The organism is Pseudomonas sp. FW306-02-D09B, from assembly GCF_058782685.1.
This window is the reverse complement of the sequence record NZ_JBYSXY010000012.1, coordinates 157,164-174,972: the sequence shown is the minus strand read 5'-3', so window position 1 is coordinate 174,972 and position 17,809 is coordinate 157,164. Positions and strand designations below refer to the sequence as shown.

Here is a 17,809-nt window from a genome sequence, read left to right as displayed (position 1 = left end):
TTAAACGGTTCATCTTTCAGGCTATGACCTTTGGTCCGCGCCCCCCCTTCCCCGCCCGAGGATAGACCCCATGAATCAAGCAGATTGCAGTCGTGTCAGCCGTGAACGACGCGGTCATGTCCTGTTGATCGGGCTGGACCGGGTGGCCAAGCGCAATGCATTTGACCTCGATCTGCTCAACGCACTGAGCCTGGCCTATGGCGAGTTCGAAGCCGACAGCGAGGCCCGCGTTGCGGTGGTGTTCGGTCATGGCGAGCACTTTACCGCCGGGCTGGACCTGGCGAGTGTCAGCGCGGCACTGGCCGAAGGCTGGCAAGTCCCGGCCGGCGGTTGCGATCCGTGGGGGGTGTTCGTTGGCCCCAGGGTCAGCAAACCGGTGATTGTTGCGGCCCAGGGTTATTGCCTGACCATTGGCATCGAACTGATGCTGGCCGCCGATATCAACCTCTGCGCCAGCAACACCCGTTTTGCACAAATGGAAGTGCAACGCGGCATCTTCCCCTTTGGCGGGGCAACCTTGCGCCTGCATCAGGTAGCCGGCTGGGGCAACGCCATGCGCTGGCTGCTGACCGGCGATGAGTTCGATGCCCACGAAGCGCTGCGTCTGGGACTGGTGCAGGAGGTGATGGCCAGCGAAGACCTGTTACCGCGTGCGATCGAGCTGGCAGAACGCATTGCCAGGCAGGCGCCGCTGGGGGTTCAGGCGACCTTGCAGTCCGCGCGCCAGGCCCATCTGGAGGGAGAAACAGCGGCGGCATTGGCTTTGCCAGCGCTGGTCAAGAAGTTGCTCAACAGTGAAGACGCCAAGGAAGGCGTGCGATCGTTGATCGAGAAACGCCCAGGCGTATTCAAAGGCTGCTGACATTGCCTTTGTGGCGAGGGAGCTTGCTCCCGTTCGGCTGCGCAGCAGTCGTGAAGCAGCAATCGCGGTGCATCAGAAAGACGGCGCTTGCCGGTTCTGGGGTCGCTTCGCGCCCCAACGGGAGCAAGCTCCCTCGCCACAGTGGCTCGCCAGAATTCAGGTCGCCGGGCGAATCGCCTTGATCAGCGATTGCAGCGAATACCCCAACCGCGGCGCCAGCGCTTCGGCGCGGGCGGTCAATCCTTGCATGTCCAGTTCCTGGTCAAGGTCGGCTGGCACGATAAGGATCACGTTGCCCTCCTTCACCGGCAACTCCCAATAATGCCGGTGATAGAGCCCACGCAGTAATGCTGCACCCAACGGTTTTCCGTCATCGGTTGCCCATTGATTGATCACCAGCCAGCCGCCCGGATTCAGGCGTTTCTGACAGTTTTCCAGAAAGCCCCAAGCCAAATGGCCGACACCCGGCCCGACATCGGTATAAAGGTCGACGAAAATCAGATCCGCCGACTCAGCGGTCTCAAGCAACTCGAGGGCATCGCCGATGCGGATATACAGACGAGGATCGTCGTCCAGCCCCAGGTACTCGATGGCCAGGCGCGGCACATCCGGGCGCAACTCGATCGCTTCGACGTCTTCCAGCGGCAGGAACTTCAGGCACGCCTGAGTCAGGGTGCCCGCCCCCAGGCCGAGAAACAGCGCGCTTTCCGGCTGCTCATGGCACAGCGCACCAATCAGCATCGCGCGGGTGTAGTCGTACTCGAGCCAGCTCGGATCGGCAGTGAAAACGCAGCTCTGCTCGATGGCATCGCCAAATTCGAGAAAACGGTAATCCGCCACTTCCAGCACCCGGATCATGCCGAATTCATCGTGCACCTCGGCGAGCAGATGCTCGACGCGCTCCTCAGTCATTTCGTCTCCTGGTCGTTGTCGGGTTGATCCCCGGCAACGCAATCATTCGTTCCGCTTGGTGCGGCAAAGGCGCGATTGTCCGCCAAGCTTCGGGAACAGGTCACGCACTAATTGCTGATAACATAAACGTCCGATCGTAAAACATTAGAGTCCACGATGAGCCAACCCTGGAGTCCTGACAGCTGGCGCGCCCTGCCGATCCAGCAACAACCCCACTACCCTGACGCTGCGCATTTGCAACAGGTCGAGCAAAGCCTGGCCAGTTATCCGCCATTGGTGTTTGCCGGTGAGGCCCGGGAGTTGCGCCGTCAGTTTGCCGAGGTGACCCAGGGCCGGGCGTTTCTGCTGCAAGGTGGCGATTGCGCGGAAAGCTTCGCCGAGTTTTCGGCGGCGAAAATCCGCGACACCTTCAAAGTCCTGCTGCAAATGGCGATCGTCATGACCTTCGCTGCCGGTTGTCCGGTGGTAAAAGTCGGGCGTATGGCCGGGCAGTTCGCCAAACCGCGCTCGTCCAATGACGAAACCATCAACGGCGTGACCCTGCCGGCCTACCGCGGCGACATCGTCAACGGTATCGGTTTCGATGAAAAAAGCCGCGTCCCCGACCCGGATCGCCTGTTGCAGTCCTATCACCAGTCCACCGCGACCCTGAACCTGCTGCGGGCCTTTGCCCAGGGCGGTTTTGCCGACTTGCATCAAGTGCATAAATGGAACCTGGACTTCATCGCCAACTCGGCGCTGGCCGAAAAGTACAGCCACCTGGCCGACCGTATCGATGAAACCCTGGCGTTCATGCGCGCCTGCGGCATGGACAGCTCGCCGCAATTGCGCGAAACCAGTTTCTTCACCGCCCACGAAGCGCTGCTGTTGAACTACGAAGAAGCCTTCGTACGCCGCGACAGCCTGACCAACGATTACTACGATTGCTCGGCGCACATGCTGTGGATCGGCGATCGCACGCGTCAGCTCGACGGCGCTCATGTCGAGTTCCTGCGCGGGGTGAACAACCCGATCGGGGTCAAAGTCGGCCCGTCCATGAACACCGAAGAACTGATTCGCCTGATCGATGTGCTCAACCCCGACAACGATCCAGGCCGCCTGAACCTGATCGCGCGGATGGGCGCAAACAAGGTCGGCGACCATCTGCCGCAGCTGATTCGTGCGGTCGAACGCGAAGGCAAGAAAGTGCTCTGGAGCAGCGACCCGATGCACGGCAACACCATCAAGGCCAGCAGCGGCTACAAGACCCGGGATTTCGCGCAGATCCTCGGCGAGGTGAAGCAGTTCTTCCAGGTTCACGAAGCGGAAGGCACCTATGCCGGCGGCATTCATATCGAGATGACCGGGCAGAATGTCACCGAATGCATCGGCGGTGCACGGCCGATCACCGAAGATGGTTTGTCGGACCGTTACCACACCCATTGCGACCCGCGGATGAATGCCGATCAGTCGCTGGAGCTGGCGTTCTTGATTGCCGAGACCCTGAAGCAGGTTCGGCGCTGAATCTGTAAGCCTTGTGTTGCCTGACACACCGCCATCGCGAGCAAGCTTGGCTCCTACAGAGAATGAGGTTGGCCGTAACAACCCTAACCCGTAGGAGCCAGGCTTGCTCGCGAAGGCGTCAGCTCAGGCACCGCCAATCTGCGTCAACGCCACCCGCAACCGCGCCGCACTGGCCCGCGGGCAATTGAGCTGAATCTGCTCCAACCCCAACCAACCGGCCATCTGCCGAAGATTCGCCGCCAATGCCTGCATCCCCTGCTCATCCAGGCCTTGCTCTTCTTCGTGCACCGCATGCACCGCCAACCGCCCCAGCGCCCGTTCCGCTCGAAGGTCAACCCGCGCGGCAATCCGCTCGTTGTGCAAAAACGGCAGCACGTAATAGCCGTAAACCCGCTTGTCTGGCGGCGTGTAGATTTCCAGTCGATAACGAAAATCGAACAACCGCTCGGTTCGACTGCGTTCCCAGATCAACGAATCAAACGGTGAAAGCAACGCACTGGCTTCAACCTTGCGCGGCACTTTTGGCTCCGGCAGGCAGTATGCCGGTTGCTTCCAGCCCTGCACCCCGCACACCAGCAACTGACCATTTTCAACCAGCTCGGCCAGGCCGTTGCGGCACTCGGTCAGACTCAAACGAAAATAGTCGCGCAGATCCTTTTCCGTGCCGACACCCAGCGCATTGGCTGCATGCAACAGCAATCCGCGTTGTGCCTCGGTTTCGCCGAGCAGCGGTTGCTTGAGAAGCGATTCGGGAATCACCCGCTCCGGCAAGTCGTAAAGACGCTCAAAGCCGCGACGCCCCGCCACCGTCACTTCGCCGGCAGCGAACAACCATTCCAGTGCATGCTTTTCAGCGCTCCAATCCCACCACGGACCGGCCCGCTCCTGGCGCGTCGACAAACTGCCAGCGCCGAGTGCACCCAGCTCCTGGACTGAAGCCAGGACGCGGCGAATGGTCTCTTGCTGTTCGCGACCGAATCGCGCCAGTTGCTGATAGATCCCCTCACCTTGCGCCGCGCGCTGCATGCGCCAACGCATCAAGGGATACATCGACAGCGGCAACAACGACGCTTCATGCCCCCAATACTCGAACAACGTACGCCGTCGGCCCTGGCTCCAGGCGGCCTGGTCGAGCAAGTCGGCGGAGTAGTTGCCAAGACGCGAGAACAGCGGAAGATAGTGCGAGCGCACCAGTGCGTTGACCGAATCGATTTGCAGAATACCCAAGCGTTCGATCAGGCGGTTGAGCTGAGCGGGCTTGACCGCCGCTGGCGGCTGGCGCCCGGTGAAACCCTGGGCGGCCAGTGCCAGACGCCGAGCCTGTTTGAGGGATAAGGACAGTTCTGCGGGCATGTGCATCTCCTTGTCTGCTCGCAAACTACCTCAGTGTGAAGCTGCTTGTGTAGCGGTTCGGTACTCATTTGTGCATCGGGTCATCCCAGAATGGCCGGACGACTTCATGCTCGACATCGGCGCGGCTGATACCGATATCCTTGAGCGCCTCATCACTCATGCTCGCCAGCAAAGCGCGCTCACGATGAAGTTCATGCCAGCGGACGATTTTTTCCAGCCAATGGCCCAGGGAAAATCCGTGAAACTTTCCAACCAGCACATAACCTTTTTGACCTTTCATCATCTTGCCCTCCGTTGTAGATGACTGAAGTCTCGCGCCGGAGCTAAGATCAATCCAACGAATGTTTCTTATGCAATACATCTCGGAGATTGATGAATTGAGCCACTACCCGAGTATCGATACGGAAGTCCTGCGCACCTTCGTTGCCATTGCCGACCAGGGTGGTTTCACCCGCGCTGGCGAGCTGGTCAATCGCACGCAATCGGCGGTGAGCATGCAGATGAAACGGCTGGAAGAGGATGTGCTGCAACGCCAGTTGTTTCAGCGCGACGGCCGTCAGGTGAAGCTGACCGCCGAGGGTCAGGTGTTGCTCGGTTATGCCCGGCGGATCCTGAAACTCCACAGCGAAGTGTTCAACACCCTGCGTGAGCCACACATGGTCGGCACGGTGCGCATCGGCACCCCGGATGACTATGTCATGCGTTTCTTGCCGGGCATCCTCTCGCGCTTTGCCCAGGCCTATCCGCTGATCCAGATCGAGGTCCATTGCGAGTCATCCAAGCAGTTACTGCTGCGTCAGGACCTGGACCTGTCGATCGTCACCCGTGAACCCGGCAGCGAGATCGGCCAACTGCTGCGCAAGGAACGATTTGTCTGGGCGCAGGCGCAGTGCTTCAGCCCCAACGAGCAGACGCCGCTGCCTCTGGCGATGTTCAACAGTGATTGTTTTTGCAGGCTTTGGGCCTGCAATGCGCTGGACGCTTCCGGGCGCGAGTACCGGATCGCCTACAACAGTTCGAGCCTGTCGGCGATCATGGCGGTGGTCAGCGCCGGGCTGGCGGTCACCGCGCAACTGGAAAGCCTGATCACCCAGGACATGCGCATCCTCGGCGAGGCTGAAGGCCTGCCCTTGTTGCCCGAAGCCAGCATCATGCTGGTGCGCAACCTGAACACCCCTTCACCCATCACCGAATGCCTGGCGGAGCACATTGTCGAAGGCTTCAAACTTTAAAGGCGAGCATCACCGCGCAGAGCACCAGAAAGGCGCAGAACAACCCGCGCAGCAAACGCTCCGGCATGGCGTGGGCGATCTTCACGCCCCAACTGATGCTGAGCAAACCGCCGACGGCCATCGGCAGTGCGATGCTCCAGTTCACTTGATGATGGACCGCGTAAGTCACCAGTGTGACACCGGTGCTGGGCAAGGCCAGCGCCAATGACAACCCTTGAGCCACCACTTGCGTGGTGCCGAACAGGCTGGTGAGCACCGGCGTCGCCACCACCGCACCGCCCACGCCGAACAACCCGCCCATGGTCCCCGACGCTGCGCCCAACACACCCAGCCAAGGCCACGAGTAACGCATCTGCGAGGCAGCCGGCGCAGTGGCCATGAACATGCGCAACAAGTTGTAGGCCGACAAGGCGATCAGGAACGCTACAAAACCGATGCGCATCAGCTGTGCATCAATGCCCACCGCCCGGATCGAGCCGATCCAGGCAAAGCAGAAGCCCATCGAGGCCAGCGGCAATGCGTGGCGCAGTTCGATGCGATTGCGCTGATGATAGCGCCACAGCGCCAGCATCACGTTAGGCACCACCATGACCAGCGCCGTGCCCTGGGCAATTTGCTGATCCAGACCGAACAACACGCCCAACGCGGGAATCGCGATCAAACCACCGCCAATCCCGAACACACCGCCGACAGTGCCCAGCGCAGCGCCGAGCACCAGATACATCACTAACTCAATCACTGACGACTCCCCCTCACATCAGGCCTTGCATCCTACGCAGTCGGCCCACGCAGGGAAACGCGCAGTCACGTCGAAACCCTGCCGCGTGCGTCCTCGCCGGCAATAACCGAAAATTATCTGGCGCATTAAAGACTCGACCGCTAAATTCATGACGATGAATGATCAAGGTTTAGACATGAGCACCCAACGCAACACCCCGGACAACTGCGACAACCTGCTGCTGGATAACCAGCTGTGCTTTGCCCTGCACTCGACGTCACTGCTGATGACCAAGGTCTACAAACCCTTGTTGCAAGCACTGGGCCTGACCTATCCGCAATACCTGGCAATGATGGTGCTGTGGGAGCGCGACGGGCTGACCGTCGGCGAAATCAGCACGCGCCTGCTGACCGATCCCGGCTCCCTGACGCCACTGCTCAAACGCCTGGAAGCCGAAGGCCTGCTGAGCCGCACCCGCAGCCGCGAAGATGAACGCGTGGTGATTGTCGAGCTGACCGAACAAGGTCGCGCCCTGCGGGAAAAAGCCCGAGAGATTCCGCCGTGCATCCTCGGCGCCAGCGGCCAGACCCTGGAACAAATGCGCAAACTGCAGGCCGATCTGCAAAATCTGCGCAGTCATCTGCAAGAGAGCCTCTAACCTTCAGTACACCACACCACCACTGTGGGAGCGGGCTTGCTCGCGAAAGCGGACTCACATTCAACATTGATGTTGGCCGATAGACCGCCTTCGCGAGCATCGGAACGCCGCCCGGCCCGCTCCCACATTTTTTGTTCGGCAAACTTTTTAAAATTTATCTTGCGCGCAAAACATTCGCGAGCTACATTCATTCCGCAATTACTTAGCGCGCAAACCTTTAGCGCAAAAATCAAATTCGAACGAGGCCCATACCATGCAAACTCTCTATACCGCAGTTGCAACCGCTACCGGTGGCCGTGATGGTCGCGCCGTTTCCAGCGACAACATCCTCGACGTCAAGCTCGCCACGCCAAAAGAACTCGGCGGTGCCGGCGGTGCGGCGACCAACCCTGAGCAACTGTTCGCGGCCGGTTACTCCGCATGCTTCATTGGCGCACTGAAATTCGTCGCCAGCCAGACCAAGCGCAAAATCCCTGATGATTCCTCGATCACCGCTCACGTCGGCATTGGCCAGATTCCAGGTGGTTTCGGTCTCGACATCGACCTGCACGTCAGCCTGCCAGGCCTGGAACAGGCCGACGCGCAATCGCTGGTCGACGCCGCGCACCAGGTCTGCCCGTACTCCAACGCCACGCGCGGCAATGTAGACGTTCGCCTGCACGTCACTGTCTGAGTGTTCGCACCCAACAGACGCGCACAAAAAAGCCCGACTCGATGGTCGGGCTTTTTCTTTCCTGCAAAAAACTGCGCTTATTTAGCGCGGCCTTTGTAAGAACCGCCTTCGCGGGTATCGATCTCGATCATGTCGCCGATTTCGATGAAGTCGGCAACCGACAGTTCGGTACCGTTCTTCAGTTTGGCAGGCTTCATCACCTTGCCGGAAGTGTCACCGCGAGCGGAACCTTCGGTGTAGTCAACCTGACGCACGATAGTGGTCGGCAGTTCTACGGAAACCAGACGTTCTTCGAAGAAGATCGCTTCGCAAACATCGGTCATGCCTTCTTCAACGAAAGGCAGAACAGCTTCGATGTCTTCGGCGTTCAGCTCGTACATGGTGTAGTCAGTGGTGTCCATGAACGTGTAGGTGTCGCCGCTGATGAACGACAGGGTCGCTTCTTTGCGGTCGAGGATTACGTCGTCCAGTTTGTCGTCAGCGCTGTAAACGATCTCGGTCTTGTAACCGGTCAGCAGGTTTTTCAGCTTGGTCTTCATGATCGCGCTGTTACGACCGGACTTGGTGAATTCAGCTTTCTGAACCAGCCAAGGGTCGTTTTCGAGACGGATCACCGTACCGGGTTTCAGTTCTTTACCAGTTTTCATTGCGAATATCCGAATTTGGATGGGATTTACAAAAATCTAGGCCGCGTATCATATCCAATTTACATAAAACTGTACCAGCGCCGTGGCAAGATCGGCCTGCAAAGCCTGATCCAGACACCATGCCTGGGCGTGCTTTTGCAGTTCTGGCCAGTGTTCCTGTGTCGCAACCCATGCCTGAGCCATTCCAGCGCCCGTGTTCCAGGCTCGCCATAATCCGACGAGCGCGGCTTTTGCCGCCGGAGAAAGGCCTGCGGTGTACAGCGTCAGAAAGGCTTCGAGTTTGTCCAGGTGAACATCTTCTTCCTGTTGATAAATATGCCACAGCATTGGCCGGGCCGCCCATTGCGCGCGGACGAACGAGTCCTCTCCACGCACCGCATTGAAATCACAACACCACAGCAGCAGGTCATATTGATCCTGTCGGACGAACGGCAACACCTGCACGGTCAACGCCCCGCGCACCTGTAATGCGCCGACACCAAGCCCTTCAACGCCCAGCCAGCGCTCGACGTCGCCCAGAATCCGGCCCTCGGGTACCAGCAGATGAGTGGCATGAACGTCGCTCGCCATGACGTCCAGCCAATCGGCCAATCCGGCATTCTCGTAGGCGAATAACGAAATCAGCCGCGTACCTTCGGCGCGATCGACGCCCAGCCCTTGCAGGAATTCGCGCTGAGCCTCAGTGCTGTGTTGAAACTGCTCGCGCCGCTCCAGCAACCCGCGCTCACGCAACAAGCCGCCAGTACCCGCCTTAAACCCCGGAAAGAAGAAGTACTTCTGCACCTGTTTGTACTTCACCGACGGCAAGCCATGGCAGCCGACGATCCAGTCTTCGGCACTCAAATAATCGAGGTTCATCCACAGCGGAGTCTTTTCGCGCGCCGCCATTGCCTCCATATAGGCATGCGGCAACTGGCAGGCGAATGCAGCGATCACCACATCGGCGGCCTCTGTCGGCGCCCAGTCGGCCGGCCAATGGCAAACTTCGACGCCTTGCTGCCACTGCCGGGCAGCACTGATGTCGAGTTCCGGGCACAAGCGTTCGAAGGCCCGCAGGTCATCGACCCACAGCCGTACTGCGCAGTGATGTTCGGCCACCAATTGTCGGGCCAGGCGCCAGGTCACGCCGATGTCGCCGTAGTTGTCGACGACCGTACAGAAAATATCCCAGTCGACTTTCATTCCAGGCTCCGTGGGGCAAAGACCTTAATTGTCCGCATAAATCGTTGCGCGCAGAAGAGCCGACGCCGATTAATCTTCATGCGACAATCGCCGCAGCCCACCACCCTCGCCAGGAAGCAGCCATGCCCTACCGTCCACACGTTCGCCGCACGGTGTCCATCACACTCAGCCCATTGCAACTGATTGCCAGCATCGCCGTGGGTTTGTGGCTGGGTTTTTTGGCCATCGCGCTGACCTGCTGGCTGGCGTCGAAACTGCTGTTCAGCGAACAACTCGCCCCGCTTGCTGACGCAGCGCATCGAATAGCACAACCCAAGCCTGCGGCGGTTGAGCCGGCACCCGAGAATCCGATGTTCGAGCAGTACAAGGAAAACCTGCGCAAACAGGCGCAACAGCAAACGCTCGATCAGGCACGCAGCAATACCCGCAACCTGTCCAACCCGAAATGCCAGTTCTGGCTACAGCAAGACCAAACCGCACCCACCGAAAAAAGCCGCGCCAACGTCCAGCAATTCTGCGATTGATCATGAACAAACACACGGTCCACCAACTGATTCTGGAAAAGCTTGCGGTCGATCTCGACATCGCCGAGCGTGCAGCGCAAACCGCGTACGAAACCGCGACTCACGAAGAAAACATCGCCGAGAACAAGTACGACACCCTGGGACTGGAAGCGTCTTATCTGGCCGCCGGTCAAGCCAAACGGGTGGAGGAAATCCGCCAGTCGCTGGTGCTGTGCCAGAACCTGACATTGCGCGCTTATGACGACCAGCGCGGGATTGAAGTCGGTGCGCTGTTGGGCCTGGAAGACGAAAAGGGGCGCGAACAGTGGCTGTTCCTGGCGCCTGATGCAGCCGGCTTGAAGGTTGATCTGGTGGGGCAACTGATTACCGTCATCACCCCACGCTCACCGCTGGGCAAAAGTTTGCTGGGCAAGTTCGAGGGTGATGAGGTGGAGATCGTGGTAGCAGGCACTCGGCAACAGTTCGCTGTCACCGAGGTGGTCTAGTGGCCTGTACGGTTAGTTCGTTAGTCCAAATTCGGATGCCAGAAACCCATAGCCAAGGCGCTGTGACGAGTCATAGCCCGCTATGGCGAGGAACAGCAACGCAGGATATGGGTTTCTGGCGCCGAAGTTGGGCTAACAGAACTGACCACACAGGCCACCATACTCAATGAACCGGTAGTTCAACGCCTTCGAACAGCTCTTCCAGTTCCTGCTTGTTGTGGCACTGGATGGCTTTGGCCATGACTTCGCGAGTCAGGTGCGGGGCGAACTTCTCGATGAAGTCGCACATGAAGCCACGCAGGAACGTCCCGCGACGGAAACCGATTTTGGTCACGCTGGATTCGAACAGTTCGCTGGCGTCGAGCACCACCAGGTCGTTGTCGAGTTTGGTGTCGACGGCCATTTTCGCCACGATCCCGACACCCAGGCCCAAGCGAACGTAAGTCTTGATCACGTCGGCGTCGGCGGCAGTGAACACCACTTTCGGGGTCAGGCCGCGATGGCTGAAGGCTTCGTCGAGTTTCGAACGACCGGTGAAACCGAACACGTAGGTCACGATCGGGTATTCAGCCAAGGCTTCGAGGGTCAGCTTTGGCAGCTTGGTCAGCGGGTGACCTTGCGGCACGACTACGCAACGGTTCCAGCGGTAGCACGGCATCATCACCAGGTCGCCGAACAGCTCCAGCGCTTCGGTGGCAATGGCAAAATCCACGGTGCCATCAGCGGCCATTTCGGCGATCTGCATCGGTGAACCCTGGTGCATGTGCAGGGCAACGTCCGGGTATTGCTTGATGAAATTGCTGATCACCGGTGGCAGTGCATAACGTGCCTGGGTGTGGGTGGTGGCAATCGACAGGGTGCCTTTCTTCTCGTTGGAGAACTCCTGCGCGATCTGCTTGATGCTTTCGACCTTGCGCAGAATTTCGCCAGCCGTGGTGATGATTCGCTCACCGGCCGGGGTCACTCGGGTCAGGTGTTTGCCGCTGCGCGCGAAAACCTCGACACCCAACTCGTCTTCCAGCAGACGGATCTGCTTGCTGATGCCCGGCTGCGAGGTGTACAGGCTTTGAGCAGTAGCGGAAACGTTGAGGTCGTGGTGCGCCACTTCCCAGATGTAGCGCAATTGTTGAAGCTTCATATCAATCCCTCAAAGCAGATAGACGCCACGGGCATCAGCGACGGTATATAACTATATTAATGGTTTGAAGAATAAATCTAGAACTTTTTCATCAAAAGGCCAGCATTCTCGCCTTAAATATCGCCGTGACGCCGACGCTGCGACAATGGCACCAGGTAAACCGGAACCTGCGACAACTGCAGCACACGCGCAGCAGTCCGTCCCAACGGTGTTTCTCCACCGGCCCCATGGCTGTGACTTCCTAGGATCAACAAATCCACCGAGAGTTTCTGTGCCTGATCAAGAATGACCTGCGACGGGTCACCCTGAAATACTCTGACCGATTGAATAAGCTCCAGGTCCTGCTGCCCCTCCCCCAACTCTTCGCGGAAACTGTCGAATACCCGTTGCTCGATATTGGCCATCACCGTGTTCAAACCCTGACTGTGAAATTCATTCAAGGCTTGCTCGTCGAGATAGCTCTGCAACACCGATTCGGCAAAAAGCCCCATGGGCTCAACGGCGTGCACCACATACAGATCGGCTTTGAATGTTCGTGCCAATGCCAACGCATGCTGCATCACAAAGGGTGCGTACAGGCCGAGGTCAGTGGCATACAGCATCGAATGGATCATTTGATCTCCTCGAATGCAAAGATGGCGGCGATTAATTCAGCTTAGCAGTGCCACAGCGATACGACGTTCTGCGCAAGGCATTGAACGTTGGGCTTAAATCTTCAGTTCATTACTGACACCGTGAGGGACGTGGCCGGTGGCGACCACCTCACGCGCCAACTCGCAATGACCTGCCTGGTCGTCGAAAAATACGTCGGCGGCGAAGGCTTCAAGAAACGCCGATTTCGCCAGCCCGCCGAGAAACAGCGATTCGTCGAGTCGAATATCCCACTCGCGCAAGGTACGGATGACCCGCTCGTGAGCCGGTGCCGAACGCGCGGTCACCAGTGCAGTGCGGATCGGGCAACTGTCATCAGGAAACTCGCGCTGCAACAGATTGAGCGCGGCCAGAAAACCTTTGAACGGACCTCCGCGCAACGGCTCGCGAGCGGCTTCGCGCTCGTTGGCCTGAAAGGCCTCGAGGCCACCCGACTGATAAACCCGCTCCGACTCATCGGAAAACAGCACAGCGTCGCCATCGAAGGCGATGCGCAACTCTTCGCTGGCGGCGCGGCTCGCACCACCGGACAGAATCGTCGCCGCGGCGAAGCCGGCATCGAGTGCGCTGCGCACATCATCGGCGTGGGTGGAGAGAAACAGATCGCAGCCGAAGGCCTTCAGGTACGGATATGGACTGCGCCCGCCGACAAACGCCGCGCGGGAAATCGTCAGCCCGTAATGGTGAATCGAGTTGAAGACTCGCAAACCGGTGTCTGCACTATTGCGCGACACCAGCACCACCTCGACCCGCGCCCGACCGAGGCTGGTATTGAGGTTCAACAGTTTTTGCACCAGAGGGAACGCATCACCCGGCTCGAGGATTTCGTCTTCGTGCTCGATCTGATACTGCCGATAAGCCTCGACGCCACTCGCCAGATAGAGCTTGTGGCTTTCGCTCAGATCGAACAGCGCTCGCGAAGAAATCGCCAGCACCAATTTGTCGCCTATCCCTTTTGCCATGCTGCTCCCCCCGGGTGAAACGACTTAACCGTTATGCCGATCGATAAAACCCAGGGCCTGATACAAGGCCTCGATTTTCGGCAACTCGCAACCGGCGGCCTTGGCGGCTGCCAGTGGCCGCGCATAAATCGCAGCCAGTTCCAGTGGCCGTTTATGCTGGTAGTCGTGGTACATGCTCGGCCAGTAGTCGGGCATTTTTTCGGTGACCTTGAACAGGTGCTCGGCATACCCCGGCGGCATGCTGTGGCCACAGGCAAGTGCGCCCTTCACCACTTCGGCCATCAATGCCTGAATCAGTTCACGGCTGCTGTCATCAGTCATCAGCGGTGTCGTGCTCGCGCCGAGCAAGACCGATAAACCGTTGTAAGGAACATTCCAGACCAGTTTTTGCCAGCGCGCCTGCTGAAGGTTGCTCATCGCCTGCGATTCAAGACCGGCGGTACGAAACAACCCTGCCCCTTGCTCGACAATCGCCTGGCGCGCCGTCTCGTCATCAAGCGCCGGTCCGCTGTGATAACCCACGTTCACCGCACCGAGTGCCTGATGTTCGATCACTCCGGGCCCCGCGCGGTGAACGCAGATAAAGCACAGCCCACCCAACAAGTGCAGTGAGTCGGGTAACAGATCGCGCAGGCTGTCTTCGACATCCAGGCCATTTTGCAGCAACAGGACCTTCGCCCCCGGCGCCGCGGCCTTGATGATCGCCGGTGCAAGCTCGGCGTTGCTGGTGGTTTTCGCGCCGACCAGCAACCAGTCGCACAGCGGCATATCGTCGGCCGACGAATACGCCTGAACCGGATTCAAGGTCAACGCGCCATAGGGCGCGCTGTTGAGTTGCAGGCCGCGTTCGGCGACCGCTGAAAACTCGCTGCGCAACAGAAAGTGCACATCGAACCCGGCCCGCGCCAGCATCACACCGTAAAAGCCACCGATTGCTCCGGTGCCGATAATGCCGATTCTCGGCTTTTCAACTGCAGTGCCCGTCATGGCAACTCCTCTGGATTTCGACTCAGCGCCTGCCCCAGCGCAGCATTCAGTTCGGTGCGGGCCAGGCGCGACTGTAACGCCCCATAAAACTCGCCATCGCGCACGACAAACAGCGCGGGCAAATGAAAGACCTGATAACGCTCTACCGCGCCACCATTGTTCCCCGCGTCGATCCAGCACAGCTGATCGACTTCAAGCTCCAGTTCCGGCAACTGCTGGCGCGCCCAACGGCAACTGGAACAGCCGACGCTGGTAAAAATCACCAGCGACACACCACTCATCGCCAACAGCCGCTGGTCGGCATCGAAATCAGTCAGCTCGCATTCGACAACTATACTGGGTGAAGCACTGTCGAATGACCGACACTTGGAGTCTGTGTTCATGGGGCGCTTTATTCCTCATCCTGACGATGTGCCTGTCGAGTTAACGTTGCGCAAGCATCAGTGTATTTCTCGGCAAGAACTGCACACTATCAGTCTCGGAGGCGTGGCTTGCAATTACCACCGCGCCTGGCGCAAAGGAACGGCACTGGAAGTGCGAATGCCGACCCTGAGCGAAAATGTCTGTTATCTGGGCTACGTGGCCTGGTGCCTGCGACGAAAGCACGGTTATCTGGTCGGCATCGCATTCATTGACGAACAGACCCTGTTTAAAGCGCGGATGGGCGAGCAGGTCTGCCAGATCGAACGTTTTTGCCGTCAGCAAAAGCCCCAGGTTGAACAGCAAGGCGTCGATGCGCTGGCCCTAAAATGGCTCGACCAGCATGCCACCGAGTACTCTCACGAGACCGTTCGACAGGCCTTTGCGCAGTAAACGCTGGATAAACCCGCGCCTGCCCATTGTCGAGCCACCGCGTAACGCGCTAAGGTTCGGCTCCCCGCTGCGCTTAAATCATGCTGTGCTCCGCCGCGCGGGGATCGCTGGCGGCCGGCACCCGTGACCTGACGAGTAACACGATGGCTGATTTACCGATCAATGACCTAAACGTCGCCTCCAACGAGACGCTGATCACTCCTGACCAGCTCAAGCGTGATATCCCCCTGAGCGATGCTGCCCTGCGCACCGTGACCAAGGGCCGCGAAGTCATTCGCAATATCCTGGATGGCACCGACCACCGCCTGTTCGTCGTCATCGGGCCTTGCTCGATCCACGACATCAAGGCTGCACACGAATATGCCGAGCGCCTCAAGGTACTCGCCGCTGAAGTGTCCGATACCCTGTATCTGGTCATGCGGGTCTATTTCGAGAAGCCTCGTACCACTGTCGGCTGGAAAGGCCTGATCAACGACCCGTATCTGGATGACTCGTTCAAGATTCAGGATGGCTTGCACATTGGTCGTCAGTTGCTGCTGGACCTGGCCGAAATGGGCCTGCCGACGGCGACCGAAGCCCTCGACCCGATCTCGCCACAGTACCTGCAGGACCTGATCAGCTGGTCGGCGATTGGCGCACGCACCACCGAATCCCAGACGCACCGTGAAATGGCTTCGGGCCTTTCCTCGGCAGTCGGCTTCAAGAACGGCACCGACGGTGGCCTGACGGTTGCCATCAACGCCCTGCAATCGGTTTCCAGCCCGCACCGCTTCCTGGGGATCAACCAGGAAGGTGGCGTGTCGATCGTCACCACCAAGGGCAATGCCTACGGTCACGTAGTACTGCGCGGCGGCAACGGCAAGCCGAACTACGATTCGGTCAGCGTCGCACTCTGCGAGCAAGCGCTGAACAAGGCGAAGATCAAGCCGAACATCATGGTCGACTGCAGCCACGCCAACTCCAACAAGGATCCGGCGCTGCAACCACTGGTGATGGAGAACGTCGCCAACCAGATCCTCGAAGGCAACCAGTCGATCATCGGCCTAATGGTCGAAAGCCATTTGAACTGGGGTTGCCAGGCGATTCCGAAAGACCTCGCCGAGTTGCAATACGGCGTGTCGATCACCGACGCCTGCATCGATTGGACAGCGACCGAAAACACCTTGCGCAGCATGCATGCCAAGCTCAAGGATGTGCTGCCGAAACGTCAGCGCACCTGACTGCATTCAGCGCACACAAAAACGCCGGGCTAAGCCCGGCGTTTTTTTATTCGGTGATCCTGCTCAGAGCTTGGCCGCATGCCGTTGGTGACGTTCCATGTAGCGCTCCACGTAGGAACACGACGGAATGACTGTGTAGCCCATTTCCTCAGCGTACTGCAGCGCCTGTTCGGTCAACGCCGCCGCAATACCGCGACCACGCAGCGCGTTGGGCACGAAAGTACGATAGATATCCAAGGTCTGTTTCCCCAGATCCATATAGGTCAGGTAGGCACGATGACCGTCCACATTGGTCTCGAACTGATGACCAGCCTGGTCATGGTGGATGGACAACGCCTCGCTCATCACTACTCCTCGCGGGTCTTGAACTGACCCCTACCTTACCGATGTTTTCCCGGCGAAGGAACCTCTACGCCACCCCGTGTCTGTTTGGACACCGAGAGGAACTGCAGCCATCTCGCGCAACCGGACACATTTCGAATAGTAGTCACCAAAGGCTGAAATGCTCAAGGCGCACTTGTCATCATGTCGATTGCGTCGGTCCAGCGCAGGGCACGTAGTGGCGGCTCGACCGAACATCTCCCCTGGTCGATAGCCTGAACATTGCCGGATGTTGAGACTTAAGACGAACCGGCCTTGTTAAAGTCACCTCTAGATGCACAAAGAGGCGTGAGCCGCTCCGCAAATTCTGAACAAAAGTGTAGACGAATCGATATAGAGCGACTTGGGCTCTAGAGCGTGAAACAGTCATATTCGTCTGTCAGCTATACAAGCAGGTCGCTCAGGGCGGGCTTCCCAGCTGACTAATTTTTATACAACACGATTAAAAGTTGCTCGAAAAAGATTCCGCGCCTACAATTTTTTTTGCTTCTTGCGCTACGTCAGTTTACTTACTACAAGTAATGGGTAGTATGTATGCCGGCTATTTCCTCACTCTGAGGAGACAGCTACTTAATAGAAAGTCCTTGAAGGGGAACACGATGAACAACGTTCTGAAATTCTCTGCTCTGGCTCTGGCCGCAGTTCTGGCTACCGGTTGCAGCAGCGTATCGAAAGAAACCGAAGCACGTCTGACTGCTACTGAAGACGCAGCAGCTCGCTCCCAGGCTCGTGCAGACGAAGCCTACCGTAAAGCTGATGAAGCTCTGGCTGCTGCTCAAAAAGCACAACAGACTGCTGACGAAGCTAACGAGCGTGCTCTGCGCATGCTGGACAAAGCTAGCCGCAAGTAATAGTCCCTCGGGACTGTTATCAAGCCGATCCATTTTTTGGGTCGGCTTTTTTATTGC

Annotated in this window: 22 protein-coding genes; 10 read left to right on the top strand and 12 right to left on the bottom strand. The window is 58.5% G+C overall.

Features of this window, described 5'->3' with window-relative positions; all coding sequences use genetic code 11:
• Positions 1-70: 70 nt before the first annotated feature.
• Positions 71-862: a crotonase/enoyl-CoA hydratase family protein gene (locus tag AC3WK5_RS20275; protein ID WP_103315666.1), complete on the top strand. Its 792-nt coding sequence runs from the start codon at positions 71-73 to the stop codon at positions 860-862.
• A 156-nt stretch (positions 863-1,018) separates the two neighbouring features.
• On the opposite strand, the gene AC3WK5_RS20270 is transcribed toward AC3WK5_RS20275, so the two are convergent.
• Positions 1,019-1,774, bottom strand: a complete 756-nt coding sequence (locus AC3WK5_RS20270; RefSeq protein ID WP_054596356.1) for a spermidine synthase — start codon at positions 1,772-1,774, stop codon at positions 1,019-1,021.
• Positions 1,775-1,930: 156 nt separating this feature from the next.
• Here AC3WK5_RS20270 and AC3WK5_RS20265 point away from each other — a divergent pair, with 156 nt between their 5' ends.
• Positions 1,931-3,277, top strand: a complete 1,347-nt coding sequence (locus AC3WK5_RS20265) for a class II 3-deoxy-7-phosphoheptulonate synthase (RefSeq protein WP_103315665.1) — start codon at positions 1,931-1,933, stop codon at positions 3,275-3,277.
• Between the two features lie 123 nt (positions 3,278-3,400).
• Here AC3WK5_RS20265 and AC3WK5_RS20260 read toward each other — a convergent pair whose 3' ends face one another.
• Both AC3WK5_RS20260 and AC3WK5_RS20255 read right to left on the bottom strand, forming a co-directional pair.
• Positions 3,401-4,630 (bottom strand): winged helix-turn-helix domain-containing protein, encoded by a 1,230-nt coding sequence (locus tag AC3WK5_RS20260; RefSeq protein ID WP_103315664.1) that lies wholly within the window; start codon positions 4,628-4,630, stop codon positions 3,401-3,403.
• A gap of 64 nt (positions 4,631-4,694) precedes the next feature.
• Positions 4,695-4,910, bottom strand: coding sequence for a DUF1127 domain-containing protein (locus tag AC3WK5_RS20255; RefSeq protein ID WP_054598273.1), 216 nt, complete (start codon positions 4,908-4,910; stop codon positions 4,695-4,697).
• Between the two features lie 97 nt (positions 4,911-5,007).
• On the opposite strand from AC3WK5_RS20255, the gene AC3WK5_RS20250 reads away from it, so the two are divergent.
• The gene (locus AC3WK5_RS20250; protein WP_177474815.1) at positions 5,008-5,862 is read left to right on the top strand and encodes a LysR substrate-binding domain-containing protein; all 855 of its coding nucleotides are present in this window, start codon (positions 5,008-5,010) and stop codon (positions 5,860-5,862) included.
• Here the strand turns inward: AC3WK5_RS20250 and AC3WK5_RS20245 are convergent.
• Positions 5,852-6,601, bottom strand: a complete 750-nt coding sequence (locus tag AC3WK5_RS20245; protein ID WP_103315662.1) for a sulfite exporter TauE/SafE family protein — start codon at positions 6,599-6,601, stop codon at positions 5,852-5,854. The genes AC3WK5_RS20250 and AC3WK5_RS20245 overlap by 11 nt on opposite strands.
• Positions 6,602-6,776: 175 nt before the next feature.
• Between AC3WK5_RS20245 and AC3WK5_RS20240 the strand changes: the two genes are divergently transcribed.
• Complete coding sequence (locus AC3WK5_RS20240) at positions 6,777-7,238, top strand: MarR family winged helix-turn-helix transcriptional regulator (RefSeq protein WP_103315661.1); 462 nt, start codon at positions 6,777-6,779, stop codon at positions 7,236-7,238.
• 253 nt (positions 7,239-7,491) lie between these two features.
• Positions 7,492-7,911 carry an organic hydroperoxide resistance protein gene (locus tag AC3WK5_RS20235; RefSeq protein WP_103315659.1) on the top strand — a complete coding sequence of 140 codons (420 nt, stop codon included), beginning with the start codon at positions 7,492-7,494 and terminating at the stop codon, positions 7,909-7,911.
• Between the two features lie 77 nt (positions 7,912-7,988).
• Here the strand turns inward: AC3WK5_RS20235 and AC3WK5_RS20230 are convergent, their stop codons facing one another.
• Together AC3WK5_RS20230 and earP are read right to left on the bottom strand one after the other, a co-directional pair.
• Positions 7,989-8,558 (bottom strand): elongation factor P, encoded by a 570-nt coding sequence (locus AC3WK5_RS20230; RefSeq protein ID WP_007943632.1) that lies wholly within the window; start codon positions 8,556-8,558, stop codon positions 7,989-7,991.
• 48 nt (positions 8,559-8,606) lie between these two features.
• Entirely contained in the window at positions 8,607-9,740 is a 1,134-nt protein-coding gene (gene earP, locus AC3WK5_RS20225; protein WP_103315658.1) for an elongation factor P maturation arginine rhamnosyltransferase EarP, read from the bottom strand.
• Between the two features lie 122 nt (positions 9,741-9,862).
• Between earP and AC3WK5_RS20220 the strand changes: the two genes are divergently transcribed.
• The gene (locus AC3WK5_RS20220) at positions 9,863-10,264 is read left to right on the top strand and encodes a hypothetical protein (protein WP_103315657.1); all 402 of its coding nucleotides are present in this window, start codon (positions 9,863-9,865) and stop codon (positions 10,262-10,264) included.
• 2 nt (positions 10,265-10,266) lie between these two features.
• Positions 10,267-10,749 (top strand): GreA/GreB family elongation factor, encoded by a 483-nt coding sequence (locus AC3WK5_RS20215; RefSeq protein WP_103315656.1) that lies wholly within the window; start codon positions 10,267-10,269, stop codon positions 10,747-10,749.
• 163 nt (positions 10,750-10,912) lie between these two features.
• Here the strand turns inward: AC3WK5_RS20215 and cysB are convergent, their stop codons facing one another.
• The 5 genes from cysB to AC3WK5_RS20190 form a co-directional block, all read right to left on the bottom strand.
• Positions 10,913-11,887 (bottom strand): HTH-type transcriptional regulator CysB, encoded by a 975-nt coding sequence (gene cysB / locus AC3WK5_RS20210; protein ID WP_007955684.1) that lies wholly within the window; start codon positions 11,885-11,887, stop codon positions 10,913-10,915.
• A gap of 113 nt (positions 11,888-12,000) precedes the next feature.
• Positions 12,001-12,501, bottom strand: a complete 501-nt coding sequence (locus tag AC3WK5_RS20205) for a universal stress protein (RefSeq protein ID WP_103315655.1) — start codon at positions 12,499-12,501, stop codon at positions 12,001-12,003.
• Positions 12,502-12,594: 93 nt separating this feature from the next.
• Positions 12,595-13,500, bottom strand: coding sequence for a 5'-nucleotidase (locus tag AC3WK5_RS20200; RefSeq protein ID WP_054596345.1), 906 nt, complete (start codon positions 13,498-13,500; stop codon positions 12,595-12,597).
• 24 nt (positions 13,501-13,524) lie between these two features.
• Complete coding sequence (locus AC3WK5_RS20195) at positions 13,525-14,487, bottom strand: putative 2-dehydropantoate 2-reductase (protein WP_054596344.1); 963 nt, start codon at positions 14,485-14,487, stop codon at positions 13,525-13,527.
• On the bottom strand, positions 14,484-14,870 hold the full coding sequence (locus AC3WK5_RS20190) for a thioredoxin family protein (RefSeq protein ID WP_103315654.1): 387 nt from the start codon (positions 14,868-14,870) through the stop codon (positions 14,484-14,486). Before AC3WK5_RS20190 ends, AC3WK5_RS20195 begins: the two co-directional genes overlap by 4 nt.
• Here AC3WK5_RS20190 and AC3WK5_RS20185 point away from each other — a divergent pair.
• Positions 14,869-15,300, top strand: a complete 432-nt coding sequence (locus AC3WK5_RS20185; protein WP_103315653.1) for a PilZ domain-containing protein — start codon at positions 14,869-14,871, stop codon at positions 15,298-15,300. The genes AC3WK5_RS20190 and AC3WK5_RS20185 overlap by 2 nt on opposite strands.
• 143 nt (positions 15,301-15,443) lie before the next feature.
• Positions 15,444-16,520, top strand: coding sequence for a 3-deoxy-7-phosphoheptulonate synthase (locus AC3WK5_RS20180; protein WP_054596341.1), 1,077 nt, complete (start codon positions 15,444-15,446; stop codon positions 16,518-16,520).
• 63 nt (positions 16,521-16,583) lie between these two features.
• On the opposite strand, the gene AC3WK5_RS20175 is transcribed toward AC3WK5_RS20180, so the two are convergent.
• Positions 16,584-16,865, bottom strand: coding sequence for a GNAT family N-acetyltransferase (locus AC3WK5_RS20175; RefSeq protein ID WP_019692933.1), 282 nt, complete (start codon positions 16,863-16,865; stop codon positions 16,584-16,586).
• A 635-nt stretch (positions 16,866-17,500) separates the two neighbouring features.
• Between AC3WK5_RS20175 and oprI the strand changes: the two genes are divergently transcribed.
• A complete protein-coding gene (gene oprI / locus AC3WK5_RS20170) occupies positions 17,501-17,752 on the top strand; it encodes an outer membrane lipoprotei OprI (RefSeq protein ID WP_002553018.1) in 252 nt (83 codons plus the stop codon).
• The last annotated feature ends 57 nt before the right edge of the window (positions 17,753-17,809 follow it).

What these genes read in the sequence shown, in the direction of transcription:
- cysB (WP_007955684.1), bottom strand. Translation starts at nt 11,887, where the DNA reads ATGAAGCTTCAACAATTGCGCTACATCTGGGAAGTGGCGCACCACGAC.
- AC3WK5_RS20190 (WP_103315654.1), bottom strand. Translation starts at nt 14,870, where the DNA reads ATGAACACAGACTCCAAGTGTCGGTCATTCGACAGTGCTTCACCCAGT.
- AC3WK5_RS20235 (WP_103315659.1), top strand. Translation starts at nt 7,492, where the DNA reads ATGCAAACTCTCTATACCGCAGTTGCAACCGCTACCGGTGGCCGTGAT.
- oprI (WP_002553018.1), top strand. Translation starts at nt 17,501, where the DNA reads ATGAACAACGTTCTGAAATTCTCTGCTCTGGCTCTGGCCGCAGTTCTG.
- AC3WK5_RS20185 (WP_103315653.1), top strand. Translation starts at nt 14,869, where the DNA reads ATGGGGCGCTTTATTCCTCATCCTGACGATGTGCCTGTCGAGTTAACG.
- AC3WK5_RS20220 (WP_103315657.1), top strand. Translation starts at nt 9,863, where the DNA reads ATGCCCTACCGTCCACACGTTCGCCGCACGGTGTCCATCACACTCAGC.
- AC3WK5_RS20275 (WP_103315666.1), top strand. Translation starts at nt 71, where the DNA reads ATGAATCAAGCAGATTGCAGTCGTGTCAGCCGTGAACGACGCGGTCAT.
- AC3WK5_RS20175 (WP_019692933.1), bottom strand. Translation starts at nt 16,865, where the DNA reads ATGAGCGAGGCGTTGTCCATCCACCATGACCAGGCTGGTCATCAGTTC.
- AC3WK5_RS20180 (WP_054596341.1), top strand. Translation starts at nt 15,444, where the DNA reads ATGGCTGATTTACCGATCAATGACCTAAACGTCGCCTCCAACGAGACG.
- AC3WK5_RS20200 (WP_054596345.1), bottom strand. Translation starts at nt 13,500, where the DNA reads ATGGCAAAAGGGATAGGCGACAAATTGGTGCTGGCGATTTCTTCGCGA.
- AC3WK5_RS20230 (WP_007943632.1), bottom strand. Translation starts at nt 8,558, where the DNA reads ATGAAAACTGGTAAAGAACTGAAACCCGGTACGGTGATCCGTCTCGAA.
- AC3WK5_RS20265 (WP_103315665.1), top strand. Translation starts at nt 1,931, where the DNA reads ATGAGCCAACCCTGGAGTCCTGACAGCTGGCGCGCCCTGCCGATCCAG.
- AC3WK5_RS20215 (WP_103315656.1), top strand. Translation starts at nt 10,267, where the DNA reads ATGAACAAACACACGGTCCACCAACTGATTCTGGAAAAGCTTGCGGTC.
- AC3WK5_RS20270 (WP_054596356.1), bottom strand. Translation starts at nt 1,774, where the DNA reads ATGACTGAGGAGCGCGTCGAGCATCTGCTCGCCGAGGTGCACGATGAA.
- AC3WK5_RS20205 (WP_103315655.1), bottom strand. Translation starts at nt 12,501, where the DNA reads ATGATCCATTCGATGCTGTATGCCACTGACCTCGGCCTGTACGCACCC.
- AC3WK5_RS20260 (WP_103315664.1), bottom strand. Translation starts at nt 4,630, where the DNA reads ATGCCCGCAGAACTGTCCTTATCCCTCAAACAGGCTCGGCGTCTGGCA.
- AC3WK5_RS20195 (WP_054596344.1), bottom strand. Translation starts at nt 14,487, where the DNA reads ATGACGGGCACTGCAGTTGAAAAGCCGAGAATCGGCATTATCGGCACC.
- AC3WK5_RS20255 (WP_054598273.1), bottom strand. Translation starts at nt 4,910, where the DNA reads ATGAAAGGTCAAAAAGGTTATGTGCTGGTTGGAAAGTTTCACGGATTT.
- AC3WK5_RS20240 (WP_103315661.1), top strand. Translation starts at nt 6,777, where the DNA reads ATGAGCACCCAACGCAACACCCCGGACAACTGCGACAACCTGCTGCTG.
- earP (WP_103315658.1), bottom strand. Translation starts at nt 9,740, where the DNA reads ATGAAAGTCGACTGGGATATTTTCTGTACGGTCGTCGACAACTACGGC.